This is a genomic window from Streptomyces sp. NPDC023573 (assembly GCF_055559735.1).
The window spans coordinates 426,369-447,794 of record NZ_JBVHKB010000002.1 but is presented as its reverse complement, the minus strand read 5'-3'; the positions used below and the strand labels follow the sequence as shown (position 1 = coordinate 447,794).

General features: G+C 70.2%; 26 protein-coding genes. 9 read left to right on the top strand and 17 right to left on the bottom strand.

The features are described 5' to 3' along the window. Positions 1 to 49 precede the first annotated feature (49 nt). The 11 genes from ACZ32T_RS08595 to ACZ32T_RS08545 all read right to left on the bottom strand — a co-directional run bounded on the left by ACZ32T_RS08595 (position 50) and on the right by ACZ32T_RS08545 (position 10,477). Entirely contained in the window at positions 50 to 310 is a 261-nt protein-coding gene (locus tag ACZ32T_RS08595) for a hypothetical protein (protein ID WP_467271475.1), read from the bottom strand. Then, positions 297 to 548 (bottom strand): hypothetical protein, encoded by a 252-nt coding sequence (locus ACZ32T_RS08590; protein WP_467271477.1) that lies wholly within the window; start codon positions 546 to 548, stop codon positions 297 to 299. The genes ACZ32T_RS08595 and ACZ32T_RS08590 overlap by 14 nt, the downstream gene beginning before the upstream one ends. A gap of 13 nt (positions 549 to 561) precedes the next feature. Then, the gene (locus ACZ32T_RS08585) at positions 562 to 1,479 is read right to left on the bottom strand and encodes a peptidoglycan-binding protein (RefSeq protein WP_467271479.1); all 918 of its coding nucleotides are present in this window, start codon (positions 1,477 to 1,479) and stop codon (positions 562 to 564) included. A 75-nt stretch (positions 1,480 to 1,554) separates the two neighbouring features. Continuing rightward, positions 1,555 to 3,012 carry a phage tail protein gene (locus tag ACZ32T_RS08580; protein ID WP_467365981.1) on the bottom strand — a complete coding sequence of 486 codons (1,458 nt, stop codon included), beginning with the start codon at positions 3,010 to 3,012 and terminating at the stop codon, positions 1,555 to 1,557. Between the two features lie 51 nt (positions 3,013 to 3,063). Then, on the bottom strand, positions 3,064 to 3,780 hold the full coding sequence (locus ACZ32T_RS08575; RefSeq protein ID WP_467365979.1) for a hypothetical protein: 717 nt from the start codon (positions 3,778 to 3,780) through the stop codon (positions 3,064 to 3,066). Positions 3,781 to 3,783: 3 nt separating this feature from the next. Continuing rightward, complete coding sequence (locus tag ACZ32T_RS08570) at positions 3,784 to 4,890, bottom strand: hypothetical protein (protein WP_467365977.1); 1,107 nt, start codon at positions 4,888 to 4,890, stop codon at positions 3,784 to 3,786. Between the two features lie 8 nt (positions 4,891 to 4,898). Beyond that, a complete protein-coding gene (locus ACZ32T_RS08565; RefSeq protein ID WP_467271486.1) occupies positions 4,899 to 6,098 on the bottom strand; it encodes a hypothetical protein in 1,200 nt (399 codons plus the stop codon). 49 nt (positions 6,099 to 6,147) lie between these two features. Continuing rightward, positions 6,148 to 7,092 (bottom strand): phage distal tail protein, encoded by a 945-nt coding sequence (locus tag ACZ32T_RS08560; protein ID WP_467365975.1) that lies wholly within the window; start codon positions 7,090 to 7,092, stop codon positions 6,148 to 6,150. Positions 7,093 to 7,134: 42 nt separating this feature from the next. After that, positions 7,135 to 8,418 (bottom strand): tape-measure protein, encoded by a 1,284-nt coding sequence (locus ACZ32T_RS08555; RefSeq protein WP_467365973.1) that lies wholly within the window; start codon positions 8,416 to 8,418, stop codon positions 7,135 to 7,137. Beyond that, positions 8,415 to 9,614, bottom strand: coding sequence for a phage tail protein (locus tag ACZ32T_RS08550; RefSeq protein ID WP_467271492.1), 1,200 nt, complete (start codon positions 9,612 to 9,614; stop codon positions 8,415 to 8,417). Before ACZ32T_RS08550 ends, ACZ32T_RS08555 begins: the two co-directional genes overlap by 4 nt. Positions 9,615 to 9,661: 47 nt before the next feature. Beyond that, positions 9,662 to 10,477, bottom strand: a complete 816-nt coding sequence (locus tag ACZ32T_RS08545) for a hypothetical protein (protein ID WP_467365971.1) — start codon at positions 10,475 to 10,477, stop codon at positions 9,662 to 9,664. Positions 10,478 to 10,554: 77 nt separating this feature from the next. Here ACZ32T_RS08545 and ACZ32T_RS08540 point away from each other — a divergent pair, with 77 nt between their 5' ends. Both ACZ32T_RS08540 and ACZ32T_RS08535 read left to right on the top strand, forming a co-directional pair. Then, on the top strand, positions 10,555 to 10,941 hold the full coding sequence (locus ACZ32T_RS08540) for a DUF3592 domain-containing protein (RefSeq protein WP_467271496.1): 387 nt from the start codon (positions 10,555 to 10,557) through the stop codon (positions 10,939 to 10,941). Positions 10,942 to 11,089: 148 nt separating this feature from the next. Then, complete coding sequence (locus ACZ32T_RS08535; RefSeq protein ID WP_467365968.1) at positions 11,090 to 11,560, top strand: DUF3592 domain-containing protein; 471 nt, start codon at positions 11,090 to 11,092, stop codon at positions 11,558 to 11,560. Between the two features lie 31 nt (positions 11,561 to 11,591). On the opposite strand, the gene ACZ32T_RS08530 is transcribed toward ACZ32T_RS08535, so the two are convergent. The 4 genes from ACZ32T_RS08530 to ACZ32T_RS08515 form a co-directional block, all read right to left on the bottom strand. After that, entirely contained in the window at positions 11,592 to 11,930 is a 339-nt protein-coding gene (locus ACZ32T_RS08530) for a hypothetical protein (RefSeq protein ID WP_467271500.1), read from the bottom strand. A gap of 65 nt (positions 11,931 to 11,995) precedes the next feature. Beyond that, positions 11,996 to 12,286, bottom strand: a complete 291-nt coding sequence (locus ACZ32T_RS08525) for a hypothetical protein (protein ID WP_467365966.1) — start codon at positions 12,284 to 12,286, stop codon at positions 11,996 to 11,998. 79 nt (positions 12,287 to 12,365) lie between these two features. Beyond that, the gene (locus ACZ32T_RS08520; protein ID WP_467271504.1) at positions 12,366 to 12,968 is read right to left on the bottom strand and encodes a phage tail tube protein; all 603 of its coding nucleotides are present in this window, start codon (positions 12,966 to 12,968) and stop codon (positions 12,366 to 12,368) included. 139 nt (positions 12,969 to 13,107) lie between these two features. Beyond that, on the bottom strand, positions 13,108 to 13,518 hold the full coding sequence (locus ACZ32T_RS08515) for a hypothetical protein (protein WP_356707696.1): 411 nt from the start codon (positions 13,516 to 13,518) through the stop codon (positions 13,108 to 13,110). Between the two features lie 297 nt (positions 13,519 to 13,815). On the opposite strand from ACZ32T_RS08515, the gene ACZ32T_RS08510 reads away from it, so the two are divergent. Next, positions 13,816 to 14,076, top strand: coding sequence for a hypothetical protein (locus ACZ32T_RS08510; protein ID WP_356707695.1), 261 nt, complete (start codon positions 13,816 to 13,818; stop codon positions 14,074 to 14,076). Between the two features lie 80 nt (positions 14,077 to 14,156). Here the strand turns inward: ACZ32T_RS08510 and ACZ32T_RS08505 are convergent, their stop codons facing one another. Beyond that, entirely contained in the window at positions 14,157 to 14,351 is a 195-nt protein-coding gene (locus ACZ32T_RS08505) for a MerR family transcriptional regulator (protein WP_356714153.1), read from the bottom strand. Next, positions 14,348 to 15,100 (bottom strand): hypothetical protein, encoded by a 753-nt coding sequence (locus tag ACZ32T_RS08500; RefSeq protein WP_467365964.1) that lies wholly within the window; start codon positions 15,098 to 15,100, stop codon positions 14,348 to 14,350. The genes ACZ32T_RS08505 and ACZ32T_RS08500 overlap by 4 nt, the downstream gene beginning before the upstream one ends. A gap of 197 nt (positions 15,101 to 15,297) precedes the next feature. On the opposite strand from ACZ32T_RS08500, the gene ACZ32T_RS08495 reads away from it, so the two are divergent. From ACZ32T_RS08495 to tuf, 6 genes are all read left to right on the top strand, one after another. After that, the gene (locus ACZ32T_RS08495) at positions 15,298 to 15,738 is read left to right on the top strand and encodes a helix-turn-helix domain-containing protein (protein ID WP_467266749.1); all 441 of its coding nucleotides are present in this window, start codon (positions 15,298 to 15,300) and stop codon (positions 15,736 to 15,738) included. 303 nt (positions 15,739 to 16,041) lie between these two features. Beyond that, positions 16,042 to 16,662: a hypothetical protein gene (locus ACZ32T_RS08490; RefSeq protein WP_467365962.1), complete on the top strand. Its 621-nt coding sequence runs from the start codon at positions 16,042 to 16,044 to the stop codon at positions 16,660 to 16,662. 281 nt (positions 16,663 to 16,943) lie between these two features. Further along, a complete protein-coding gene (gene rpsL, locus ACZ32T_RS08485; RefSeq protein WP_003948652.1) occupies positions 16,944 to 17,315 on the top strand; it encodes a 30S ribosomal protein S12 in 372 nt (123 codons plus the stop codon). A 2-nt stretch (positions 17,316 to 17,317) separates the two neighbouring features. Then, complete coding sequence (rpsG, locus tag ACZ32T_RS08480; RefSeq protein WP_018101248.1) at positions 17,318 to 17,788, top strand: 30S ribosomal protein S7; 471 nt, start codon at positions 17,318 to 17,320, stop codon at positions 17,786 to 17,788. Between the two features lie 38 nt (positions 17,789 to 17,826). After that, the gene (gene fusA / locus ACZ32T_RS08475; protein WP_467266745.1) at positions 17,827 to 19,956 is read left to right on the top strand and encodes an elongation factor G; all 2,130 of its coding nucleotides are present in this window, start codon (positions 17,827 to 17,829) and stop codon (positions 19,954 to 19,956) included. A gap of 147 nt (positions 19,957 to 20,103) precedes the next feature. Next, on the top strand, positions 20,104 to 21,297 hold the full coding sequence (tuf, locus tag ACZ32T_RS08470) for an elongation factor Tu (RefSeq protein ID WP_467266743.1): 1,194 nt from the start codon (positions 20,104 to 20,106) through the stop codon (positions 21,295 to 21,297). Positions 21,298 to 21,426 lie beyond the last annotated feature (129 nt).

Sequence of the window (21,426 nt, the reverse complement as noted above, 5' to 3'; positions counted from 1 at the left end):
CCCGTCACGTACGGGGTGGGCGCCCTTCTGCGTGCCGTCGTACGGCGGTTCAGCGCATGGTTTCCCACAGGGCGACGCCGAGTCCGGCGGCGGCGGTGAGCGCGCCGATGCTCGCCAGCGGCCAGCGGGAGCGTTCCAGCGTGTCGAGGCGGGCCTCGTGGTCCGCCAGTTGTTTGTCGGTCTGGTCGCTGCGCTGCACCAGCAGCGCGAGCTGGCCGTCGGCACGGGCGAAGCCGGCCTCCAGCGATCCGCGCAGGCGCTCCAGTTCCAGCGCGACGGCGACCGGGTTGTTCGGATCAGTCTCGGTCACGGGCGGCCCCCACGGTCTCGTTCCCCGGCGGTTCGGTGCGGAGCCACGCGGGGAGAAGCACCTGCAGCCCGGGTACGGCCATCACCCGGGTCAGCGCCCCCGCGACGGCCAGGGACCCGGCGACCCAGGGCAGGGCCGCCGGAAGGCCGGCCGCGTCGACGAGAGCGGGCAGGAGCACGGCAAGGGCGAGTCCGGTCTGGACCACGGTGCGGGCGGTGCGGCGGGTGGCATCGGACATGGCTGTGGACTCCTCACTTCGTGTGCGGGACCTTGAGGGCGTTCCAGGAGGTGCGGCCCGGCACCCCGTCGGCGTCGCCGCCCCGGAAGCCGAGCTTGCGCTGCCACGCGGCGTACGAGCGGCGGTCGGCGTCGGTCCAGCGGGGGCCCGGCCCGACGGCGTAGGACGAGCAGCCCTCGGCGACGAGCCGGCGGCCCATGGCGGTGATCACGGGGGAGCTGGTGCGGCCGGTGAAGAACGACGCGCCGGGGAAGGGCTGGTGGCGGGGGGCGGACGTCCCGCCGGACGGTCTGCCCGCCGAACCGCCGCTCGCCGGGCCGCTCAGCCGCGTGGCGACGCGGTCCCGCATCGACGGCATGGTGAAGCCGCGCGGGTCGACCTTCCAGTCGGACCACTCCAGGTGGCCGATGACGCTGCGGGCGGACCAGCCGTGGGCCCGGCAGATGGCGGCGGAGACCCGTTCGATCGCGTCGAGCTGGGCGGCCGGCCAGGGGTCCTCGCCGTCGCCGAGGTTGACGCACTCGAATCCGTAGAAGCGGGCGTTGCCGTCGACGGAGCCGGCGCTGCCGTCGTGTTCGTGCGGGGCGGGCGGGCGGTCGCCGTAGTCCTCCGCGATCACCCGCTGGAGTACGGCCGGGTCGCCGCCGCCCGCGTGGTTGGCGCGGCCGTTACCGACCAGGTGGACGGTGCCCGCCTTGTCGATGACGCCGTGGCAGAGCGGGCCCGGCAGCGAGGCGTGGCCGTTGTAGCAGAGGGCCACGGAGGCGTCGGTGCCGCTGCTGACGGTGTGGTGGATCATGACGCCGTTCAGCGGGCCCCAGGCGCCCTTGTGGTTGCGGTTGTGGGTGCGCCAGTCCGCGTACTCGACGACGGTGACGCCTTCGGCGTGCAGGGCGGCGAGCAGCTGGCCGGCGGTCAGGGGAGTGGCCATGGATGTGTTCCTTTCAGGACAGCCTTTACGGCAGGGGTCCCGCACCGGGTGGCACGGGGCCCCCGCACAGGTGTGTCAGGAGAGAGCTGCCCAGATCGCGTTGGAGTCCGCGACCACCTTGTCGAGGGCGAAGGACGTGGGCAGCGAGGTCTGGCCGGTGGTGCTGAGCCGGCCGTGGCGGATGAACTTGCCCGGCATCCGGGCGCTGCCGCCCGGCGTCTCACCCACATGGGCGCCCCGCGAGAAGGCGGGGCCGTTGCTGCTGGGGCTGGGCCCGTTGATGACGAGCCCGATCCAGTAGTTGCCCGCCTTCGCGTTGTACGGGGCGGACAGCGGGCAGACCACGGTCGTGCCCTCGGTCTTGGGGATCAGGGTGGTGAGGTTGGCGGTCAGCCCGACCCGGGTACCGGCACCGGTGTAGAGCCCGGCGTACGAGGAGGTGCTGAGCGTGCCGCCGACGTAGCCCGGGACGTAGAACACCAGGTTGTTCACGGTGGCGGGCGCGTGCAGCGGGATGCCGATCAGGTACACCCACCCGTTGATGCAGTACTGGGGGGTGGGCGCGGAGGCCGCCGCCGGGTCGAACGCCCAGCCGCTGAAGCCCATCGACGACGGGGTCCAGACGCCCGCCGCCGAGACGGCGTCCACATAGCCGCGCCGGGTCAGGTGGTCCTCGGTGGCCGGTGCGGCCGTGGTGGAGGGCGGGGTCACGAACGTCTTGGCCCCCTCGATCTCCTGGGCACCCGCGAGCAGGACCCCTTCGCCCACCGGCACCGCCGCCACGTCGGACGCGGCCAGGGTCACCTCGCCGGTGAGGCCGTTGACCGAAGTCACGGGGGCGCCGTCGAGTGCCAGGTAGCGGGCGTCACCCGCCGCCTGGGTCAGCGCGCCCAGGTCGTTCGCGGTCAGCAGGACCTCGCCGGTCTGCCCGTTGACGGAGGCGACGGCGCCGCCGCCCGCCGGGAGCTGGGCGGCCGGGACGAGACCGTCGATGCCGAGGGTGGCGACCCCGCCCGGCGCTCCCGCCGACGTGGAGGCGAGGGCCGAGACGTCCGCCGCGCCCAGCACGATGTCGGGCTCGGTGTGCCCGTTGACGGAGTGCACCGCGCCGGCCGGCCCGGCCGGTCCCTGCGGGCCGGGGCCGCCGGCGGGTCCCGGCGGTCCCGGTACGGCGACGTACTGCGGGGTGCCCGGGTCGGCCGGGGCGATGTCGGCGAGGTCCACGGCGGGCACGGCCGTGACCAGCGCGATCTGGTAGACGCGTCCGCCGCGGGCGAGCCCGGCGAGCTTCTCCGTGACGGTGTACGTCCACGCGCCCGGGTTCCAGCCCGGGGCGTCGGTGGCGGGCAGGACGACGCTGATCCTGCCCTCGGCGTCGAGGGTGGCCCGGGTCGGGCCGCCCAGGAAGAGGTCCTCCTCGGCGTGGGTGAGGAGCGCCGGGGGACGGAATTCGACGGTGCCGCTCATCGGGCGGCCGTCGGGGGTCATGTAGCGGGCGGTGACGGTGACGGTGGGGATGTTCTCAGGCAGCACTCGGGTGCCCTCCTCGGTGGTTGTCGGGTGGCCGTCCGGCCCGGCCGGATGTCAGGACTGGACGCCGTACAGGGCGAGCGGACGGCAGCGCACGGTGTCGCCGGTGGCCGCGACCCTGGCCTGGATCTCGAAGGTGACCGTGGTGCCGAAGGCGGCGGGCAGCCGTTCGGTGAACACCAGGCCGTCGGCCGGGGCGCCCACCCCTGCGAGCTGGACGCCGTCGACGAGCAGCCGCACCTCGGCGCCCGTACTGCCTTCGGCGGCGACCGCGCAGTGCAGCCGCGGGTGCTGGACGATGCCCGGGCCCCGGTAGAGCGTCGTCCAGGTGGTCGACCCGGTGGACTCCCAGCGCGCCGCGGCGGCCGGGGCGGGCAGCGGGTAGGGGATGTAGGGGCGGGCCAGACCGCCGTGGGCGGCGTCGTCGGCGACGACCACGTTGCCCCGGCGGTCGAAGACCTGCACCGGCTGGACGGGCAGGGTGTCCGGGGCCGCCGTCCAGATGGTCAGGGCGAGGGATCCGTCGTCACGGCGTACGACGAATCCCTGCTGCGGGTCGTCCGTGCCGCGGTCGGGCTGGACACGGCCCAGGTAGAGCAGGTCCTCGTCGCCGGAGGTGCGGACGCGCAGCCGGCCCTTGTCGCCGATGACGACCTCGCCGCCCATGATCTGGTTCTGCGCCGGTGTGGTGTTGGCGCTGCCCATCAGCTCTCTGACCTGGCGTTCCAGTGCGCGGATACGGTCGAGCAGATCGGTGGGGATGATCGCCACGGCTCAGGCTCCTTCCAGGTAGAGGACGGCGGTCTCGGCCTTGGTGCGCTGGGGCGGGGTGACGGCGATTCCGACGATCCGGTAGGCGGCGTCGAGGCCCTCGTGGTGCCACAGGTCGTGGATCCGCAGCCGGATGCGGGCCCCGAGGAGGGCCGGGGTGATCCGGCCGTCCAGCAGCACGGTCAGCTCCGGGATGACCTCGGGGCGGTTCTGCCGGACCAGTTCGGCGCGGGCCAGCGAGCGCAGCGTCGCCTCGTCGGTGACGCCGCTGTGGTCGGAGGTGAGCTCCAGACGGGGCCAGCCGGCCTCCAGATCGCCGGGGGACTCCTCGCTGACGGTGAGCGGCTGGGACTCCTGGGACTGGTCGGTGTTGTCGGAGTCGCCCCGTGCCACCCAGACGTTCGCCTGCACGGTGGAGTCCGTCGGCAGGCTGTAGGTGAGCACCTGGCCGGGATGGTTCAGGACGATGTCCGTGTGGCCGGTGCGGATCTGCGGGTGGCCGAGCTGGAGACGCTTGACCCGGCGGCCTTCGGCGTCCCGGTAGCAGTAGATGCGCCACTCGAATCCGTCGCTCAGCTGACCCAGGTTGTCGATCAGTTCGCGGACGCGGGCGAGTGCGGAGTAGGCGTAGGCGTAGTCCCGCACCACCCCCGACCTGTCGTGTCCGGTGATGATGCCGATGTCACCGCCGGGCTGTTCCTGCGCGTGGTCGATCAGGGCGCGGGCGATGTCGAACTGGTCCGTGCCGGTGCCCGCCAGGCCGTCGGCGAGGATGCGGTGGTCCAGGTACGAGTCGAAGGTGCCGGCCTGGAACTGCACCATGACCCGGCCCTGTTCGTCGGAGACCGGCGTGCAGGTCCACAGGATCCCGCCCCACCAGATGTCGCCGTCCCGCTCCAGCCAGACCGCGGTGCGGCCGGGCTGGAGGGCGGCCCGTGCGCGGGCGGCCAGTGCGGCCCCGGGCAGCGGGACGTTGGCCGTGAGCGACCCGGGCTTGCCTATGTAGTCGTCGAACTTGGTCTCCGTGAGCGGCAGCACGTCCAGCAAACGGTCGGTGCGCAGGTCGCAGAAGAGCGCCCGGTATACGGGCGTGGTGACGGATGCGGTCATCGGCTGCCTCACACGAGCGGGTCGACGCGGATGAAACGGTTGTCGTACCAGCCGTTGTTGGTGGTCGCGGACGAGCAGTAGGCAGAGACCGCCGTGTAGACCGCGCCCGCCTGGAGCCCCGTGACGCGGAACGTGGTGGACACCGAGGTCAGCGCCTTGGACGAGACGATCGCGGAGCGGGCCTCGTGGGCGTCGACGACCAGGACCCCTTCCTTCCGGATCGTCGCGCCCATCCGGGACCACTGGCCGTCCGACCCGGTGTTGCCCATGAAACCGACGGTCACCAGGACGGCGCCCGTCACCGGCACGGTGAAGGTGGCGGTGACCGTGGGACCGTTCGTGTCGGCCACCGCCTCGACCCAGGCGGTGGTGGCGCAGTAGCCGCCGTCGGTCTGGATCGCGTACGCCGACGAGGGGACGGCCGGACGCCAGACGGTGCCGTCCCAGCGCTGGAGCCGCCCCGCCTCGTCGCGGTACTGGCCGGTGTACTCGCCTGCCGCGAGCGCGCCCTGCGGGGCGATGCCGCCGGTCTGGCGGGGGTAGCTCGTCCAGCGGGTGCCGTCCCAGCGCTGGAGGGTGCTGGAGGTGTCGCGGTACTGGCCCGGGTACCCGCCGGGCGTGTCGCGGTTCCAGGAGTCGGCGAGGATGCCCCCGACGGCGACCGTCGACACCCGCAGGTCGTACAGGGCGCTCGCCCAGGGGATGCCGCCGGTGCCCACCGAGGCGCCGGCGGGCACGGTGACCCGGGCGAGCGGCAGGGAGGCCTCCGGGACCTGCGGCGGCTGGGGGGCGGCCTCCGCCTTGCCCACGACGACCTCCAGGGCGGCCTCCGTGACGCCCTCGCCGTCGGCCTGCGCGTCGCGCACGCGCAGGACCACCAGGTCGATGCGCGGGTTGGAGGCGTCCCCGTCCTCGAAGGTCACCTCGGTGTAGTCGGTGAGGACGACCGGGTAGGCGCCGGCCGACTCGCGGCCCTGGATCACCGCGCGGCCCGGCGAGACGGTGGCCTTCATCCCGGCGTTCTCGCCGAAGACGTAGAGGGCCGACATCAGGTACTCGCCGTCGGTGGAGCCCGGGATCACTCCGCTGGTGGTGGTCAGCGCCCCGCTGGGGGCCATGGTGCCGATGGGGGAGAGCCGGGTGTCGGCCCGGGACTGACCGGTCTCGGTCTCGGTGCGGTTGACGAGCCAGGCACTGCGTACGGGCATGTTGTCCTCCTGATGAGGGATGGGGTGTCGGTCGTGGTTCGCGGGGGGATCACCAGTGGGCGTCGCGCCAGCGCAGGGTGACGGAGGCCCGGGGATCGGGGGTGGCGTCGTCGGAGCGGAAGGCGAGCTCCGTGGTGCCCGGTGCCAGCTGGAACAGCTGCTCGGGCACCGAGGCGGGGGACGCGGTGTAGAGCCGGGAAGCGGTGCCGTTGAGCAGCACCGTGCCGGACTCGGTGTCCACCGACAGCACGTCCTGAGGGCCCAGCACGATCTCGTACTGGAGCTGTCGGCCGTCGCCGAGCCGGGTCAGCGACGGCCGGCGGAGCGGGCCGCGGAACTCGATCACCGGGTGGGCCGCCGCGGTGCCGTCGTTGACGGCGGTGCAGGTGCCGGCGGCGCCGGTCGTCCCCCATTCCAGGGGCCACTCCAGTCCCATCCCGGCGGCCCCGGGCACGGCCGGCCAGTCCAGGCCCGGCTCCATGACGGGCAGGGAGGCCTGGGCCTCCCGGAGGAGGGCCCCGAACCGGCGCGGGTCGGTGGCGGTCCACTGAAGGCTGGTCCTGGCCGCGCCGTGCACCACGAAGGACCGGTCCTGGGGCACGACGCGCCGGCTGACCCTGGCACGTACGGCCAGCGTCTCGCCGTGCAGGCGCACGGCGAGCCACTGCTCGCCGCCGTCGGCGCCGGTGGCGGCGCGGAAGGCGGAGGCGACGCCGAGGGCCTGCCCGGCCGTCCGGGGCAGCAGCCAGACGGACGCGCCGACGAGCCGGGGCTGCGCCCATCGGGCGCCGGGCCAGGCGCCGTGCTGGTCGGGGCGGACGATGTCGCCCGTGTCGAGCACCGGCAGGTCGTCCCAGCCGGTGATCCCGGTGCGGTCGATCTCGTACGGCGTACCGGGGCCCATCAGCAGTCCGGCCCACTGGATCTGCCCGTCGCGGGTGATCAGTGAGCCGGGTGCGGTCTCCAGGGGATATGTGGTTGTGGTCTCGGCCATGAGGGGCCGTCACCTCGTCTCAGTCGTGGGGCGGGTGGGTGCTCATGCCGCCGCCCCGTGCAGGAACAGCAGGTCGGTGGCGACGGCGAGCGGGCCGTTGCCCTCGGTGGCGTGGTACGCGCGCAGCCGGGAGCGGTCCGTCGAGCCGGTGGGGCCGGTCCTGCGTGGTGCCGCTTCGGCGGGGCGGAGCCGGCTGAGCGCGGACAGCGGCTGAACGAGTGATGCGGAGCCCGGCCCGGCGGGCTGGACGACGCCGCCCTCCGCGAGCTGCGGGATCTTCGGGAGGTCGACTCCGAACTTCTTCCCGAAGAAGTTGAAGCTGAGCTTGTTGAGGCCGTCGATGACCCAGTTGGCGAAGGAGATCAGCGCCTTGACCGGCCCGGTGACGGCCGCCATGACGCCCTGCATGCCGGTGCTGAGGAAGCGGCCGATGCCGTCCAGGGTCTTGGACATGGCGTCCTTGACCCGGGTGAACATGCCGGGGATCTTCTTCGTGATCCAGTCCAGGACGGGCTGGATGACCGTACGGAAGCCGCTCCAGGCCCGGCGGATGAGGCCGGACACGGCGTTGGTCGCGGAGGTGACGGTGTTCCGGGTGCCGTCGAAGTCCTTGGAGAGGAGGGCGCCGACCACGGCCAGGACCGTGGTGACGACCGCGAAGGCGGCCTTGAAGTAGGCCGAGATCACGGTGGCGTACGCCTTGAGGACGGGACCGAGGAACTTCCCGATGGTCTGGAACACCTTGAGGACATGGTCGAAGACCTGCTTCATGATCTTCTGGCCGGTCTGCGAGTTGAGCGCGTACTCGATGAGATAGCCGACGAGCGGGGCGACCAGGCCGAGGACGAACCCGAGCGGGTTGGCGCGCATGGCGACGTTGACGGCGGTCATCGCGCCGGAGGCGACGGTGAGTGCGCCGCCGAAGAGGCCCATGAGCTTGGACACCGTGCCGGAGCCCTTGCCCAGCACACCGACGACTCCGCTGAACGCGGCGCCCTCGGTGGCGATGGAGTTGAGGGGTGCGACGGTGGTGCGGGCCTTGTTACCGCCGGTACGGAGTTGGGTCGCCGTACGGCCGGCCGTCCTGCCCGCCTTGGTGAGGGACTTCCCGGCCTTGTCCGCACCGGTTTTGATCTGCCGGAGCTGGGTGCCGGCGGAGGCGGCGGAGCCCTTGATCCGGGCGGCGGCTGACCCGGCCCCGCTGATGCCCCGGGCCGCGGACCGTACGGACCGCGCGGCGCCGGTGAGACTGCCGCGGAAGGAACTCAGCGCGCCGGCGACTCCCGCGAACGGATCCGCGCCCGCACCGATCGCCGCGGCGCTCATCCGCGCGCCTTGGACAGGAAGAGCAGAGCGGTGGCCGTCTCCTGGAGGTCGGCCGTGGACGCCTCGTAGTAGTTCTCGATCTGGAAACCGGAGACCGCTCCGGCCGTGGCGTTGACCGAGTCGGCCCTGGCCCGGCGGGCGGTGTGGCGCAGCAGCCGGTCCAGCTTGGACAGCGGCAGCACGGCCTCGGCCTCACCGGCCTCGGCGACGATCGCGTGCACCCCGCCGTTGCGCGGGGCGACGATGCCGCCGGCCGCCAGCTGCGGGATCTTCGGCAGGCTGATGCCGAAGGTCTTGCCGCCGACGCCCGGGACCCAGCCCGGGATCGAGACCTTGATGCGGTTGAGGCTGCCGATCGCGGAGTTGATGAGCCGGATCACGGAGTTGATCGGGCCCTTCACCGCCCCCGTGATCTTGTCGAAGGCCCGCTTGGCGATGCCCTGCAGTCCGCCCCAGATGCTGGACAGCTTCTCCTTGACCCTGCTGAAGGCCCTGGGGATGACGTCGCGGATCCAGTTGATGACAGGTGTGATGATCTTCTTGATGCCGTTCCAGACGCTGGAGATCACCTTCTTGACGGCGTTCATCACCGTCGTGATGATCTTCTTCCAGGCGTTGAAGTAGGTCGTGACGACCTTGGCGACGGCCTTGATGACGACGGTGATCGCCTTCTTGATGCCGTTCCAGACCGTCTTGATCAGTGCGCCGGCCTTCTTCATGATCGGCCCGACGGCCTTCATGACGGAGCTGATGACCTTCTTGATGGCGGCGAAGGCGACCTTGAGGACCTTCTGCATGGTCTTCGACCGGGTGGCCATCTCGACCACCTTCTCGACGAGCGGGGCGAGCAGGGAGAGCAGCTGGCCGACGAGGTTGCCCTTCATCGACTTGTTGAGCCCCTTCATGCCCTTGGACGCCTTGTCGGCCCCGGACTTGAACTTGCCGACCTGGGTGCCGCTCTTCTGGCCGGTCTTGCCGGCCTTGGACATGGAGCGCTCGGCCTTGTCGGCGGCGCCCTGGATCTTGGTGAGTTCGCGGGCGGAGCCCTGGGCGGAGGTCTTGAGTTTCTTGAGCCCGCGGTCGCCGTTGTTGGAACCGGTGGCGAGTATTTTCGTGGACTTCGCGGCGTTCTCGGCTTCCGACCGGAACTTCCGCAGGGCGCCGGAGGATCTCCCCAGGGCTTGTGTCAGGTTCATTCGATGTCTCCCGTGGATGTGCGCGCCGTCGTAGTGACAGCCGTACTTCAGACGGTCCTGGCGAGATCGGCTGCGGCCCCGTTCGCGTCCCGCAGTCCTGCCGCGGCGCGTCGGCTCTCATCGTTCGTACGGCGCAGTGAGTCCTGGAGGCGTCGTTGCTGCTCAGGGTCCGGATCGGCCGCCCGAGCTGGTGTCGCCCGGCCTCGCCTGGGCCGGGGCTCCGGCGAGGGAGGTGCGGTTCGCCGGTGCCCGGGGGCGGGCTGTCCGGCCGGGCGTGCTGGATCGGCGGGTGTGGGCTGTCCGGCCGGGCGTGCCGGATCGGCGGGTGTGGGCTGCCCGCCCGGGCGTGCTGGATCGGCGGGTGTGGGCTGCCCGTCGCCCGGGTCCTCCGTGGTGGCAGGCCTACGGGTCGGAAGCAGGAACCCGTACTCGTTTCGCGCGATGTGAAATCCGCGCCCTTCCGCATTCGGGAAGAGGTTGATGTTTCCGAGCAGCTTCTCGGTGAATATCTCGAGGTTGAACAGCGTGGGAACCTCAAGCTTCAACGCCTGCCAGGCGACTGCGATGCCCACGAGTTCGGTCGGCTTGATGCCGGTCCAGGTGCTGGACGCCGTTGCTTCCTGAAGCTCCTGTTGTGTAGCCAGGTCCTGCTGGTCCGGTTTGGCCGGAGATGTAGCTGTCTCGCCGGAGTCGGCTGCCTGGCCCGCCGTGACCGCATCGTCCGGTCCGTCGATCAGAGCCTTCGGTCTGACGTCCGATCGTTTGAGGAGGCCCTCGACGGTCGAGTTGTCGGCCTTCTTTTCGAGGTCCTCCCTGATTGCCGCGATGTCTTCGGCGAGCTTTCCATTTGTGGGTTCTGCCATAACCTCTCAACCACCTTGATCAGGGTGTGGTGTGATGTGGTCCATCGCTGTCCGCACTGTCCTCGAAGGAGCTGCACGTGGACTCGGATGTCCTGCTTCTCATACCGCCCCTTTTTGGCCTTGTCGCCATCGTCTGGATAACCCGGCGGCGGTTGCTGGTGCGGGCGCGAGGTGTCGAGGCGGAGGCGCGCTGTTACGAACGTGAGTGGCGCGCCCAGGGGGGCGGCCCCACGTTTCTTCTCAGCTTTTCCCTGCGGGACGGCGGCCGGATGACCTGTTCCGCAGGTGAGGGCGATGTGCCGGCCGGCACCCAGGTCGGTGACACCGTGACGGTCCTCTACGACCCGCAGGCGCCGGGTCGGGTGGAGACAGCCATCGCTGCCCGTAAACCCCTTTGGAAGCGCGTGGATCTGATCACGCTCACCCTGGTCGAGGCCGTTCTCCTTGTCGTCGCCCTCCGGTGAGGCGCAGCCGTGAGGAGGGCCCGGCTCAGGCGAGGAAGCGCATGAGCTCCGCCCGATCGGAGTCCGCGTCCGTGTTGGCGGAGGCGAACATCCAGTTGGCGGTGGCGAGATGGCCCACGGCCGGAGTGCCGGCCGAGCGGTCCACACCGTGGCGCCGCGGCAGGCCGGCTTCGAGAGCCTCGGCGTGTTCCTCTGTCTTCGTGTCGGGAGGTCCTCCGTGCTCGCGGTGAGAATATTTCTCATTGTCATGATCTGTGCCACGTCTCTTGTGCTGGTCACCAACCTCTACGCCTTGCGCAAGGCGCGGCGGCTCGAATCCACCGGTGTGCGGGTGGAGGGTGAATGCGTGAACCACTACTGGCCCAGTGGCGGCTATGTAGGTGCAATCTGTACATATCCCGCGGAGTGCGGGGAGGACCTGTCGGTCCGCTCCTCGCGGTATTCCGTCGCACCCGTGGACGTAGGTGACGTCGTAGAGGTCATCCATGACCGGAAGAATCCGGAGCACTCGATGCTGTCGTTCGAAGTCGGCAGCAGGGTGGGCTACGACACCGCGCTGACGGTTGTCATGGGGACGCTGTGGGCGGCCGCCGTCGTCGGGGCTGTTCTCACCTGGTGAACCGGAGTCCGCTGAGGCGCCACGGGACCGTTCAGACGAAGAAGCGCATGAGCTCCGCGCGTGAGGGCCCTCCGGGCGGCGGGGAGTCCTCCACGGACGGTTCCGCGGGCCCGTCGTCGTCCCCCGGCCTCGGCACGGGCACCGGCGGCTCCGGCGGATCGGAGTCCTCGTCCGTGTTGACGGAGGCGAACATCCAGTTGGCGGCGGCGAGATGGTCCACGGCGGCGGCCAGGAGGTAGTCCGTCACCGTCCATTCGGCACCGTCACCGTGGAGCTCCTGCGCTACGGCGCTGTCGCGTGGCATGTGCTTGACCAGCACCGCGAGCCGGCGTGAGGTCAGCCGGCCGCGGTACCAGTCGAGCAGGTCCACGCCGTAGTGCCGCAGCAGGTCGGCTTCGAGCGCCTCGGCGTGTTCTTCGGCGAACGCGTCGAGGCTCAGCCTTCCCCCAGGCCGAGCCCGGTCTCCTTGCCGTACGCCTCCAGGATCGCGGCGATGTCCTGCATGGTGATGTCGTGCTGCTCGAAGCGCGCGAACTGCTCCTCGCCCAGCAGGAGTTTCAGCAGGCCGTCGACGTCGTTGTCGTCGAGGGAGCGGAGTGACCTGGCGGTGGTGCGGCCGAGTTCCGTCGGCAGTTCGAAGGTGTCGTCGTCCAGGTCGAAGGACCAGGAGCGGCCGAGCGCCTCCATGCGCTGGGCGCGGGCCGCGTTGACGTCGAATGAAGCCATGGCTGGGGAGTCTCCTTGTGTGGTGGTGTGAGCGGGGTGCCGGGCGGGGCCGGGCGGACCGGCCCCGCCCGGCGGGGGATCAGGCCTCGGTCGGCACCGCGTACGCGGCGTCCTTCATGACGAAGGTCGCGAGTGCCTGGCCGTCGCCCGGGGAGAGCGCGGTGAAGGTGACGCCGAGCATCGCGGCGGCCTTGCGGGCCAGCTTGATGTCGTCGGTGGCCGTCACCTGGCCGCGCGGGATGACGAAGCGGTAGGTGACCGCCGTGCCGTCGGTGAACTCCAGGCCGAGGGCGCGCTCGTCGAAGGTCGGGCCGTCCGGCACGTCGAACTGGACGATGTCCGAACCGGCCGAGCCCCGGCGGATGTCACTCCCGGAGCCGCCCAGGAAGAAGGGCAGCGTGTCCTCGTTGAACTGCAGCATCGAGAACTTCAGCGTCAGGTCGCGGTCCGCGTAGACGAACCGGGCCGGGCTGATCGACTGCCACGTCTCGACCGGGTCCAGCTTGTCCTTCTTGGAGAAGGTCACCCCGTCCGTGGAGGTGTAGCCGAGATCGGTCCACTCCGGGCCCCAGTCGGCCGACGGATTGTCGGAGAACGCGTCCGGGAGAGGGGCGTTGAGGTTCGCGACGAGGATGCGGCCGGTACCGGCGACGCGGATCTCGGACGAGTTGTTGCCTGCCATGGATGACTCCTTGGGATGGATTTCCTGGGTGGTGGTGCCTGCCGTGGGTACGGCGAAGGCCCCGCCGGCGGCGGGGCCTCGTCTGTGGGGCGCGGAATCGCGCCGGGTGGGACGCCGTGGGGCGTCCGGGGGCGCCGGGTCAGCCGATGCGCAGGGAGACCCGGAGCACGGTGAGGTAGCGGTTGGCGGCCGGGTACAGGTACTCCGGCAGCCAGCGCGGGCCGTCGGCCTCGACCACGTCGGTGATCACGACGTTCGTGCCGTACGTCCGGCCGACCGCCGAGAGCAGCTCGGCGCGGGCGGCGTTCGCGAGGCGGTGCGCCGTCACCTTGTCCGGCCCGTAGGCCTCCAGTTCGATGAGCGGCTGGTCGAGGTGCAGGTCGTCGATCCAGGCGCCGCCGCGCCGGCTGACGATCACCGCCGGCTGGGTGCCGTCGAAGCCCGCCGGGGGAGTCTCGTCCACGACCGCTTCCGCGAGATCCGGGCGGTCGGAGAGGAGCTCCACGACGATGGCCTCCACGTCGGGGAAGGTGCTCGGGGGTGAACTCATGGCGGGGCATCACTCCTGTTCGCGGCCGTCCGGCCGATGGGCGTACGGGTACGGGAACGGCGGAGCCGCGCCCTGGAGGGAAGGTGGGCGCAGCTCCGCCGCTGCACCAACTGTGACGCATAACGTGCGTGCGCGCAACCACCTAGTGCGGATCGGCAACTTAAGGCGGAGCGCAACTCCCGCATATGACAGGCCAGGTGCGTTAGTCTGCGGCTATCGAACATGCATTCGAGAGGTGGCGGTTCTGAAGCACGGAGCGCCGTTACTGGGCGTGCGGAACAAGGAAGTGGAACAGGTGTGGACGGGAGCGCGATGGTGATCAGTGCCCAGGAGAGGCTGGCCGATGTCATGGCCGCCGTGGTCGAAGTGGCCGCGGAGTCGGGGGAGTCGGGTACGTACACCGCTGACGTCGCCCGGACGCTCACCGCCGTCGTGAGCAAGGTCGGAGCGAGGATCGCCGTGGAGGCGGAGACGCGGGGGTTCCGCAGCGGCTGGGGTGAGGCGGTGGCGCTGACCACCGGGGGCAAGGACGAGGGTGCCCAGGTGTTCCGCATGTAGCCCCAGCGAGGTCCGGACACGGCGACAGGGGGAGGGGCAGGCCCGCACGGGCCTGCCCCTCCCCCTGTCGCCGGTTCTTCTCAGCCGGCCGTACGCGGCTTCCGCCGGGCGGCACGCTCCGCCGCGAAGACGTCCTCCAGCCGGAACAGCTGCGCCCGGCCCTGCTTCCCCGCCGGGGAGAGGCGGCCCAGCTGGACCCACTTGCGGATCGTCGCCGGGGTCACGCCCGCTTCGTCGGCGGCCAGTGCTCCCGTGATCAGGGTCGCGGCCGTCATCGGCGTACCTCCCGCTCCGCGGTGTCCGCCGTCGAGCCGGTCAGTTCCGTGAGGTCTGCGCCGGACTCCGCCGCCAGCCGCGCCCAGGCGCCCTCGCTCCAGGCGTGCCGGTGGGCAGGGTCCGTACGGCAGTCGCACTCCCGGTCGGCGCACCGGCAGGCCGGGTTGACGCACAGCACCGCCCGCCGGGCCGGGAAGGCGCGCAGGGAGACCGAGCCGCACCAGGGGCAGCGCCCGCGGACCCGCACCACCGGCTCGGCCGAGCCCAGGACGCGTGTGCAGCGCCTCGCCATCCGGCGGACCTCGTCCCGGATGTGTGCCGTGAGCAGGGCGTCCCCGGCCGCCTGGCCGAGCAGTGAGGCGACGCGGAGCAGCCGTTCGGCCACCTGGGCGCGGCGGGGGCGCGGCAGGCGGAGCCGGTCGTGCACGGCCTCGTCGAGCTCCACCACGCCGTCGGTGATGTCGCGGATGGCGTCGGAGACGTGCAGCCGCAGCGGGGCGGTGGTGGGGCCTGACGGCGTGAGGCCGTGCAGCTGTTCGGCGCGCAGGGCCTCCTCGCGCTCGGCGCGGGAGCGGCCCTGCGGGGCGGACCGCCCCGGCCCGTCCGACGGCGGCGGCGCGGAGGGGGAGCGGTGGGCCGGCGCCAGCTCGCCGAGCAGCTCGGGGAACTGCTTCAGCAGCAGTTCGATCCAGAGCACGGCGTCACGGGCGGTCGTCTCGGTCTTCTCGTTGTCGGCGCGTGTGGTCATGGGTGGTCCCTTCTCCCCGGCGCAACTTGTTGCGGGATCGCACGTTCGCATGTTGCGCGCTCGCTCGCAAGGGCAATAGGGCGAAGCGGCCTGCCTTTATGTCAACCGAAACTTCACAAACGAGACGGTGCGAGCGGGTAATTCTGTGCGCGCAAGCGCGATACGCTGAAGTCCGCTTCGGAGGGAGGCGACCGCTCATGACCACAGGCGAACTCGACCGCTTCGCGACCTGGATCGAAGAGCTGATCCGCCGGCGCGGCTTCGACATCGACAGCCCGCGCGGTGGCGGAAAATCACGCCTCGCAGACGAGGCCGGAGTCCACCGGGCGGCCATCACGCGGCTGCTCCAGCGCCAGAGCATGCCCGACCTCGAGACCACGCGCCGGCTGGCCCAGGTGCTCCAGGTCCCGGTGCGCGACATGCTCATCCAGTCGGGCCGGCTCACCGAGGAGGACCTGCCGCTGCCGTCGGTCGGCCAGGCCCCCGCGGGCGGGCGGCGCCTCACACTGGAGGAGGCGGCGGACGGCCTCGGGGTCGCGGCGGACCAGCGGGCGATGTTCATCAGGATCGCCGGCCAGTTCCTGCCCCCGGAAGCCGTCAGGGCCTCCGGGAGCCGGACACCGCTCGCCTCCGACTGACCTGCCCCGCCCGCCCCCGGCCTGCCGGGCTCCCGTCGCCCGGCGCCACCGCTCCGCTGCCCGGCCCCTCCGGTGGATCATGAAACGTCCCCGTAGGAGCCGTCGCCGGAACCGGCCCGTAAGCTGAGCCGGCCTGTCCCCCCGCTCCAGCAGGCATGACGCGGCGATGACCCATGTGTCCGCCCGTGTGTGATTCGGGCTGGACGGGAGGGGGCGCGCGTGGTGAGGCGTAACGGGCGATCCCGGGTTCCGGCCGAAGAGCCCGCCGCGGAAGACATCCCCGAGGATTCCCCTGGGGACACCGTGCCCCCGGCGGACGCCGTGGCCGGCCCCGCCGTGCCCCTGGGCGCCCGTGCCGAGGACGCCGCTCCCGCCGCCGAGGACCTCGCTCCGGCCGGACACCGGGCGGACGATGCCCCCGCCGACGCGCCGGACACGCTCTCCGGGCTCCTCGCCGCACTCGGCCGGCACCTGGAGAGCCACGCTCCGGACGAGGTCATGGTGCTGCTGCGGGAGGAGATGGAGCGACGGGAGCTGCGCGCCTACTCCAGTGGGTGGCGCGACGCCGCCGCACACTACGAACCCGCGCTCCAGGAGGCGAGGGCCGCCGGCGGGCGGGCGTTACGTCTGGTGAGAGGCGTGCCCGGGCAGGCGGCCGTGATTCCTCTGCGTCAGCAGGGCCGCGACGCGGCCACCCGCGGCGCGGACGACCGGAACCGGGAGGACGGTGCCGTGGACGAGCGGTCCGCCCGGCCCGGACCCGCGGCCGGCGGCGAAAAGGCGGACCGTCCCCAGGCACCCGCCCCCGCCCTGGTCCCCAAGAGCCGCACCTCCCGCGTGCCCACGATCCCGCGGCTGCGTCCCCCGTCCCGCCGGCCGGCGGGGGGCACGGCGCCCGTCACTCCGGACGGCGAGTCCCTGTGACGCGGGCCGGACCGTCCCGGGCTCGGGGAGAAGGCGGTCGGTCCCGGGGCATTTGTTTTGACCCAGCTCCGTGAGGTAGGTACGCTCAAGCCTTGTGCCTGGGGTGTGCCTGGGCTCGGGTGCGTGTCCTCAACCGCATGGCGAGTCCGTAAGTGGCCACCGCAATCTGTGTTCCGTCTGCCTTCCAGCAGGGGCGTGCAGTGTTCGACACACCCGACCGCGTGGGTCGGTGACTGTTCCAGGTTAGTTTCACCGAACGGCACACAGAAACCGGAGAAGTAGTGCCTACGATCCAGCAGCTGGTCCGGAAGGGCCGGCAGGACAAGGTCGAGAAGAACAAGACGCCCGCGCTCGAGGGTTCGCCCCAGCGTCGTGGCGTCTGCACGCGTGTGTTCACGACCACCCCGAAGAAGCCGAACTCGGCCCTCCGTAAGGTCGCGCGTGTGCGTCTGACCTCCGGTATCGAGGTCACGGCCTACATCCCGGGTGAGGGACACAACCTGCAGGAGCACTCCATCGTGCTCGTGCGTGGTGGCCGTGTGAAGGACCTGCCGGGTGTTCGTTACAAGATCATCCGCGGCTCGCTCGACACCCAGGGTGTCAAGAACCGCAAGCAGGCCCGCAGCCGCTACGGCGCCAAGAAGGAGAAGTAAGAATGCCTCGTAAGGGCCCCGCCCCGAAGCGCCCGGTCATCATCGACCCGGTCTACAGCTCTCCTCTTGTCACCTCGCTGATCAACAAGATCCTCCTCGACGGCAAGCGTTCCACCGCCGAGCGGATCGTGTACGGCGCCATGGAAGGCCTCCGCGAGAAGACCGGCGCAGACCCGGTCATCACGCTGAAGCGCGCGCTTGAGAACGTCAAGCCCTCGCTCGAGGTCAAGTCCCGCCGTGTCGGTGGCGCCACCTACCAGGTGCCGATCGAGGTCAAGCCCGGTCGTGCCGCCACCCTCGCGCTCCGCTGGGTCGTCGGTTACTCCCGCGCCCGCCGCGAGAAGACCATGACCGAGCGCCTCATGAACGAGCTGCTCGACGCCTCCAACGGTCTTGGCGCTGCCGTCAAGAAGCGCGAGGACACCCACAAGATGGCCGAGTCCAACAAGGCCTTCGCGCACTACCGCTGGTAGTCGCTCACCCCATCGAGACCGAGAGAAGATTGAGCCTTATGGCCACCACTTCGCTTGACCTGGCCAAGGTCCGCAACATCGGGATCATGGCCCACATCGACGCGGGCAAGACGACCACCACTGAGCGGATCCTCTTCTACACCGGCGTCTCGTACAAGATCGGTGAAGTCCACGACGGCGCAGCCACGATGGACTGGATGGAGCAGGAGCAGGAGCGCGGCATCACGATCACGTCGGCCGCGACGACCTGCCACTGGCCGCTCAATGATGTTGACCACACCATCAACATCATCGACACCCCCGGTCACGTCGACTTCACCGTCGAGGTGGAGCGTTCGCTCCGCGTCCTCGACGGTGCCGTCACCGTGTTCGACGGTGTGGCCGGCGTCGAGCCCCAGTCCGAGACTGTCTGGCGTCAGGCGGACCGCTACGGCGTGCCGCGTATCTGCTTCGTCAACAAGCTCGACCGTACGGGCGCCGACTTCCTGCGTTGCGTCGACATGATCGTCCAGCGCCTCGGCGCTGTCCCGATCGTCATGCAGCTCCCCATCGGCGCGGAGGCCGACTTCCGCGGCGTCGTCGACCTCGTGACGATGAAGGCCTTCGTGTACCCCGAAGAGGCCGTCAAGGGCGAGATGTACGACACCGTCGAGATCCCGGACAACCTCAAGGAGGCCGCCGAGGAATGGCGCGGCAAGCTCCTCGAGGCCGTCTCGGAGAACGACGACCAGATGATGGAGCTGTACCTCGAGGGCGAAGAGCCCACCGAGGAGCAGCTGCACGAGGCGATCCGTCGGATCACCCTCGCGTCGAAGGGCTCGGCCGACTCCGTCACCGTGACCCCCGTCTTCTGTGGCACGGCGTTCAAGAACAAGGGCGTCCAGCCCCTGCTCGACGCGGTCGTCCGCTACCTGCCTTCCCCCCTGGACGTCGAGGCCATCGAGGGCCACGACGTCAAGGACCCGGAGAAGGTCATCCAGCGGAAGCCCTCGGACGACGAGCCGTTCTCCGGCCTGGCGTTCAAGATCGCGAGCGACCCGCACCTCGGCAAGCTCACCTTCGTCCGGATCTACTCCGGTCGCCTCGAGGCCGGCACCGCGGTGCTGAACTCGGTCAAGGGCAAGAAGGAGCGCATCGGGAAGATCTACCGCATGCACGCGAACAAGCGTGAGGAGATCCCCTCGGTGGGCGCCGGTGACATCGTCGCCGTCATGGGCCTGAAGCAGACCACCACCGGTGAGACGCTGTGTGACGACAAGAACCCGGTGATCCTGGAGTCCATGGACTTCCCGGCACCGGTCATCCAGGTCGCCATCGAGCCCAAGTCCAAGGGTGACCAGGAGAAGCTGGGTGTCGCCATCCAGCGCCTCTCGGAGGAGGACCCCTCCTTCCAGGTGCACTCCGACGAGGAGACCGGCCAGACCATCATCGGTGGTATGGGCGAGCTTCACCTCGAGGTGCTCGTCGACCGCATGAAGCGCGAGTTCCGCGTCGAGGCGAACGTCGGCAAGCCCCAGGTCGCGTACCGCGAGACGATCCGCAAGGCCGTCGAGCGCATCGACTTCACGCACAAGAAGCAGACTGGTGGTACCGGCCAGTTCGCGAAGGTGCAGATCGCCATCGAGCCCATCGAGGGTGGCGACGCGTCCTACGAGTTCGTCAACAAGGTCACCGGTGGCCGCATCCCCCGTGAGTACATTCCCTCGGTGGACGCGGGTGCCCAGGAAGCCATGCAGTTCGGCATCCTGGCCGGCTACGAGATGGTGGGCGTCCGCGTCACCCTTCTCGACGGTGGTTACCACGAGGTCGACTCCTCGGAGCTCGCCTTCAAGATCGCCGGTTCGCAGGCGTTCAAGGAGGGTGCCCGCAAGGCGTCCCCCGTGCTCCTCGAGCCGATGATGGCCGTCGAGGTCACCACACCCGAGGACTACATGGGTGAAGTGGTCGGCGACATCAACTCCCGCCGTGGCCAGATCCAGGCCATGGAGGAGCGCCACGGCGCTCGCGTCGTGAAGGGCCTCGTGCCCCTCTCGGAGATGTTCGGCTACGTCGGAGACCTCCGCAGCAAGACCTCGGGTCGCGCAAGCTACTCGATGCAGTTCGACTCCTACGCCGAGGTTCCGCGGAACGTCGCCGAGGAGATCATCGCGAAGGCCAAGGGCGAGTAACTCTTCCGAGCTCACGCTTTAGGCTTGTCACCGGAGCCCGGTAGGGCATGCGTCGCAGTGCGGCGCATGCCCCCGGCACCGGCATTCCAGCAAAGATCACCTGGCGCCGATGAAGCAAGGCGTACAGAACCACTCAGGAGGACCCCAGTGGCGAAGGCAAAGTTCGAGCGGACTAAGCCGCACGTCAACATCGGCACCATCGGTCACATCGACCACGGTAAGACGACCCTCACGGCCGCCATTACCAAGGTGCTGCACGACGCGTACCCGGACCTGAACGAGGCCTCGGCCTTCGACCAGATCGACAAGGCTCCTGAGGAGCGTCAGCGCGGTATCACGATCTCGATCGCGCACGTCGAGTACCAGACGGAGTCGCGTCACTACGCGCACGTCGACTGCCCGGGTCACGCCGACTACATCAAGAACATGATCACGGGTGCGGCGCAGATGGACGGCGCCATCCTCGTGGTCGCGGCCACCGACGGCCCGATGCCGCAGACGAAGGAGCACGTGCTCCTCGCCCGCCAGGTAGGCGTGCCGTACATCGTCGTCGCGCTGAACAAGGCCGACATGGTGGACGACGAGGAGATCCTGGAGCTCGTCGAGCTCGAGGTCCGTGAGCTCCTCTCCGAGTACGAGTTCCCGGGCGACGACCTTCCGGTCGTCAAGGTCTCGGCGCTCAAGGCCCTCGAGGGCGACGCCGAGTGGGGCAAGACCGTTCTCGACCTGATGAAGGCCGTCGACGAGTCCATCCCGCAGCCCGAGCGTGACGTCGAGAAGCCGTTCCTCATGCCCATCGAGGACGTCTTCACGATCACCGGTCGCGGTACGGTCGTCACCGGCCGCATCGAGCGTGGTGTCCTCAAGGTCAACGAGACCGTTGACATCGTGGGCATCAAGCAGGAGAAGACCACCACCACGGTCACCGGCATCGAGATGTTCCGCAAGCTGCTCGACGAGGGCCAGGCCGGTGAGAACGTCGGTCTGCTGCTTCGTGGCATCAAGCGCGAGGACGTCGAGCGCGGCCAGGTCATCATCAAGCCGGGTTCGGTCACGCCGCACACCGAGTTCCAGGCCCAGGCCTACATCCTGTCGAAGGACGAGGGTGGCCGTCACACCCCGTTCTTCAACAACTACCGCCCGCAGTTCTACTTCCGTACCACGGACGTGACGGGCGTTGTGACCCTTCCCGAGGGCACCGAGATGGTCATGCCGGGTGACAACACCCTCATGGACGTCGCGCTGATCCAGCCGGTCGCCATGGAAGAGGGCCTGAAGTTCGCCATCCGTGAGGGTGGTCGTACGGTGGGCGCCGGCCAGGTCACCAAGATCACCAAGTAGTTCCGACTGCTTGAGGATCGGGTCGTCCCGGTCGCGCTGAACTGAGCGCATCGCACGAAGCAGGGGCCCGTACGACATCACGTCGTACGGGCCCTCTGCCGTGCCCGCAGACACACGGAAGGCCCGTAC

What these genes read in the sequence shown, in the direction of transcription:
- ACZ32T_RS08590 (WP_467271477.1), bottom strand. Translation starts at nt 548, where the DNA reads ATGTCCGATGCCACCCGCCGCACCGCCCGCACCGTGGTCCAGACCGGA.
- ACZ32T_RS08585 (WP_467271479.1), bottom strand. Translation starts at nt 1,479, where the DNA reads ATGGCCACTCCCCTGACCGCCGGCCAGCTGCTCGCCGCCCTGCACGCC.
- ACZ32T_RS08570 (WP_467365977.1), bottom strand. Translation starts at nt 4,890, where the DNA reads ATGACCGCATCCGTCACCACGCCCGTATACCGGGCGCTCTTCTGCGAC.
- ACZ32T_RS08565 (WP_467271486.1), bottom strand. Translation starts at nt 6,098, where the DNA reads ATGCCCGTACGCAGTGCCTGGCTCGTCAACCGCACCGAGACCGAGACC.
- ACZ32T_RS08560 (WP_467365975.1), bottom strand. Translation starts at nt 7,092, where the DNA reads ATGGCCGAGACCACAACCACATATCCCCTGGAGACCGCACCCGGCTCA.
- ACZ32T_RS08555 (WP_467365973.1), bottom strand. Translation starts at nt 8,418, where the DNA reads ATGAGCGCCGCGGCGATCGGTGCGGGCGCGGATCCGTTCGCGGGAGTC.
- ACZ32T_RS08550 (WP_467271492.1), bottom strand. Translation starts at nt 9,614, where the DNA reads ATGAACCTGACACAAGCCCTGGGGAGATCCTCCGGCGCCCTGCGGAAG.
- ACZ32T_RS08545 (WP_467365971.1), bottom strand. Translation starts at nt 10,477, where the DNA reads ATGGCAGAACCCACAAATGGAAAGCTCGCCGAAGACATCGCGGCAATC.
- ACZ32T_RS08525 (WP_467365966.1), bottom strand. Translation starts at nt 12,286, where the DNA reads ATGGCTTCATTCGACGTCAACGCGGCCCGCGCCCAGCGCATGGAGGCG.
- ACZ32T_RS08520 (WP_467271504.1), bottom strand. Translation starts at nt 12,968, where the DNA reads ATGGCAGGCAACAACTCGTCCGAGATCCGCGTCGCCGGTACCGGCCGC.
- ACZ32T_RS08515 (WP_356707696.1), bottom strand. Translation starts at nt 13,518, where the DNA reads ATGAGTTCACCCCCGAGCACCTTCCCCGACGTGGAGGCCATCGTCGTG.
- ACZ32T_RS08505 (WP_356714153.1), bottom strand. Translation starts at nt 14,351, where the DNA reads ATGACGGCCGCGACCCTGATCACGGGAGCACTGGCCGCCGACGAAGCG.
- ACZ32T_RS08500 (WP_467365964.1), bottom strand. Translation starts at nt 15,100, where the DNA reads ATGACCACACGCGCCGACAACGAGAAGACCGAGACGACCGCCCGTGAC.
- ACZ32T_RS08495 (WP_467266749.1), top strand. Translation starts at nt 15,298, where the DNA reads ATGACCACAGGCGAACTCGACCGCTTCGCGACCTGGATCGAAGAGCTG.
- rpsG (WP_018101248.1), top strand. Translation starts at nt 17,318, where the DNA reads ATGCCTCGTAAGGGCCCCGCCCCGAAGCGCCCGGTCATCATCGACCCG.
- fusA (WP_467266745.1), top strand. Translation starts at nt 17,827, where the DNA reads ATGGCCACCACTTCGCTTGACCTGGCCAAGGTCCGCAACATCGGGATC.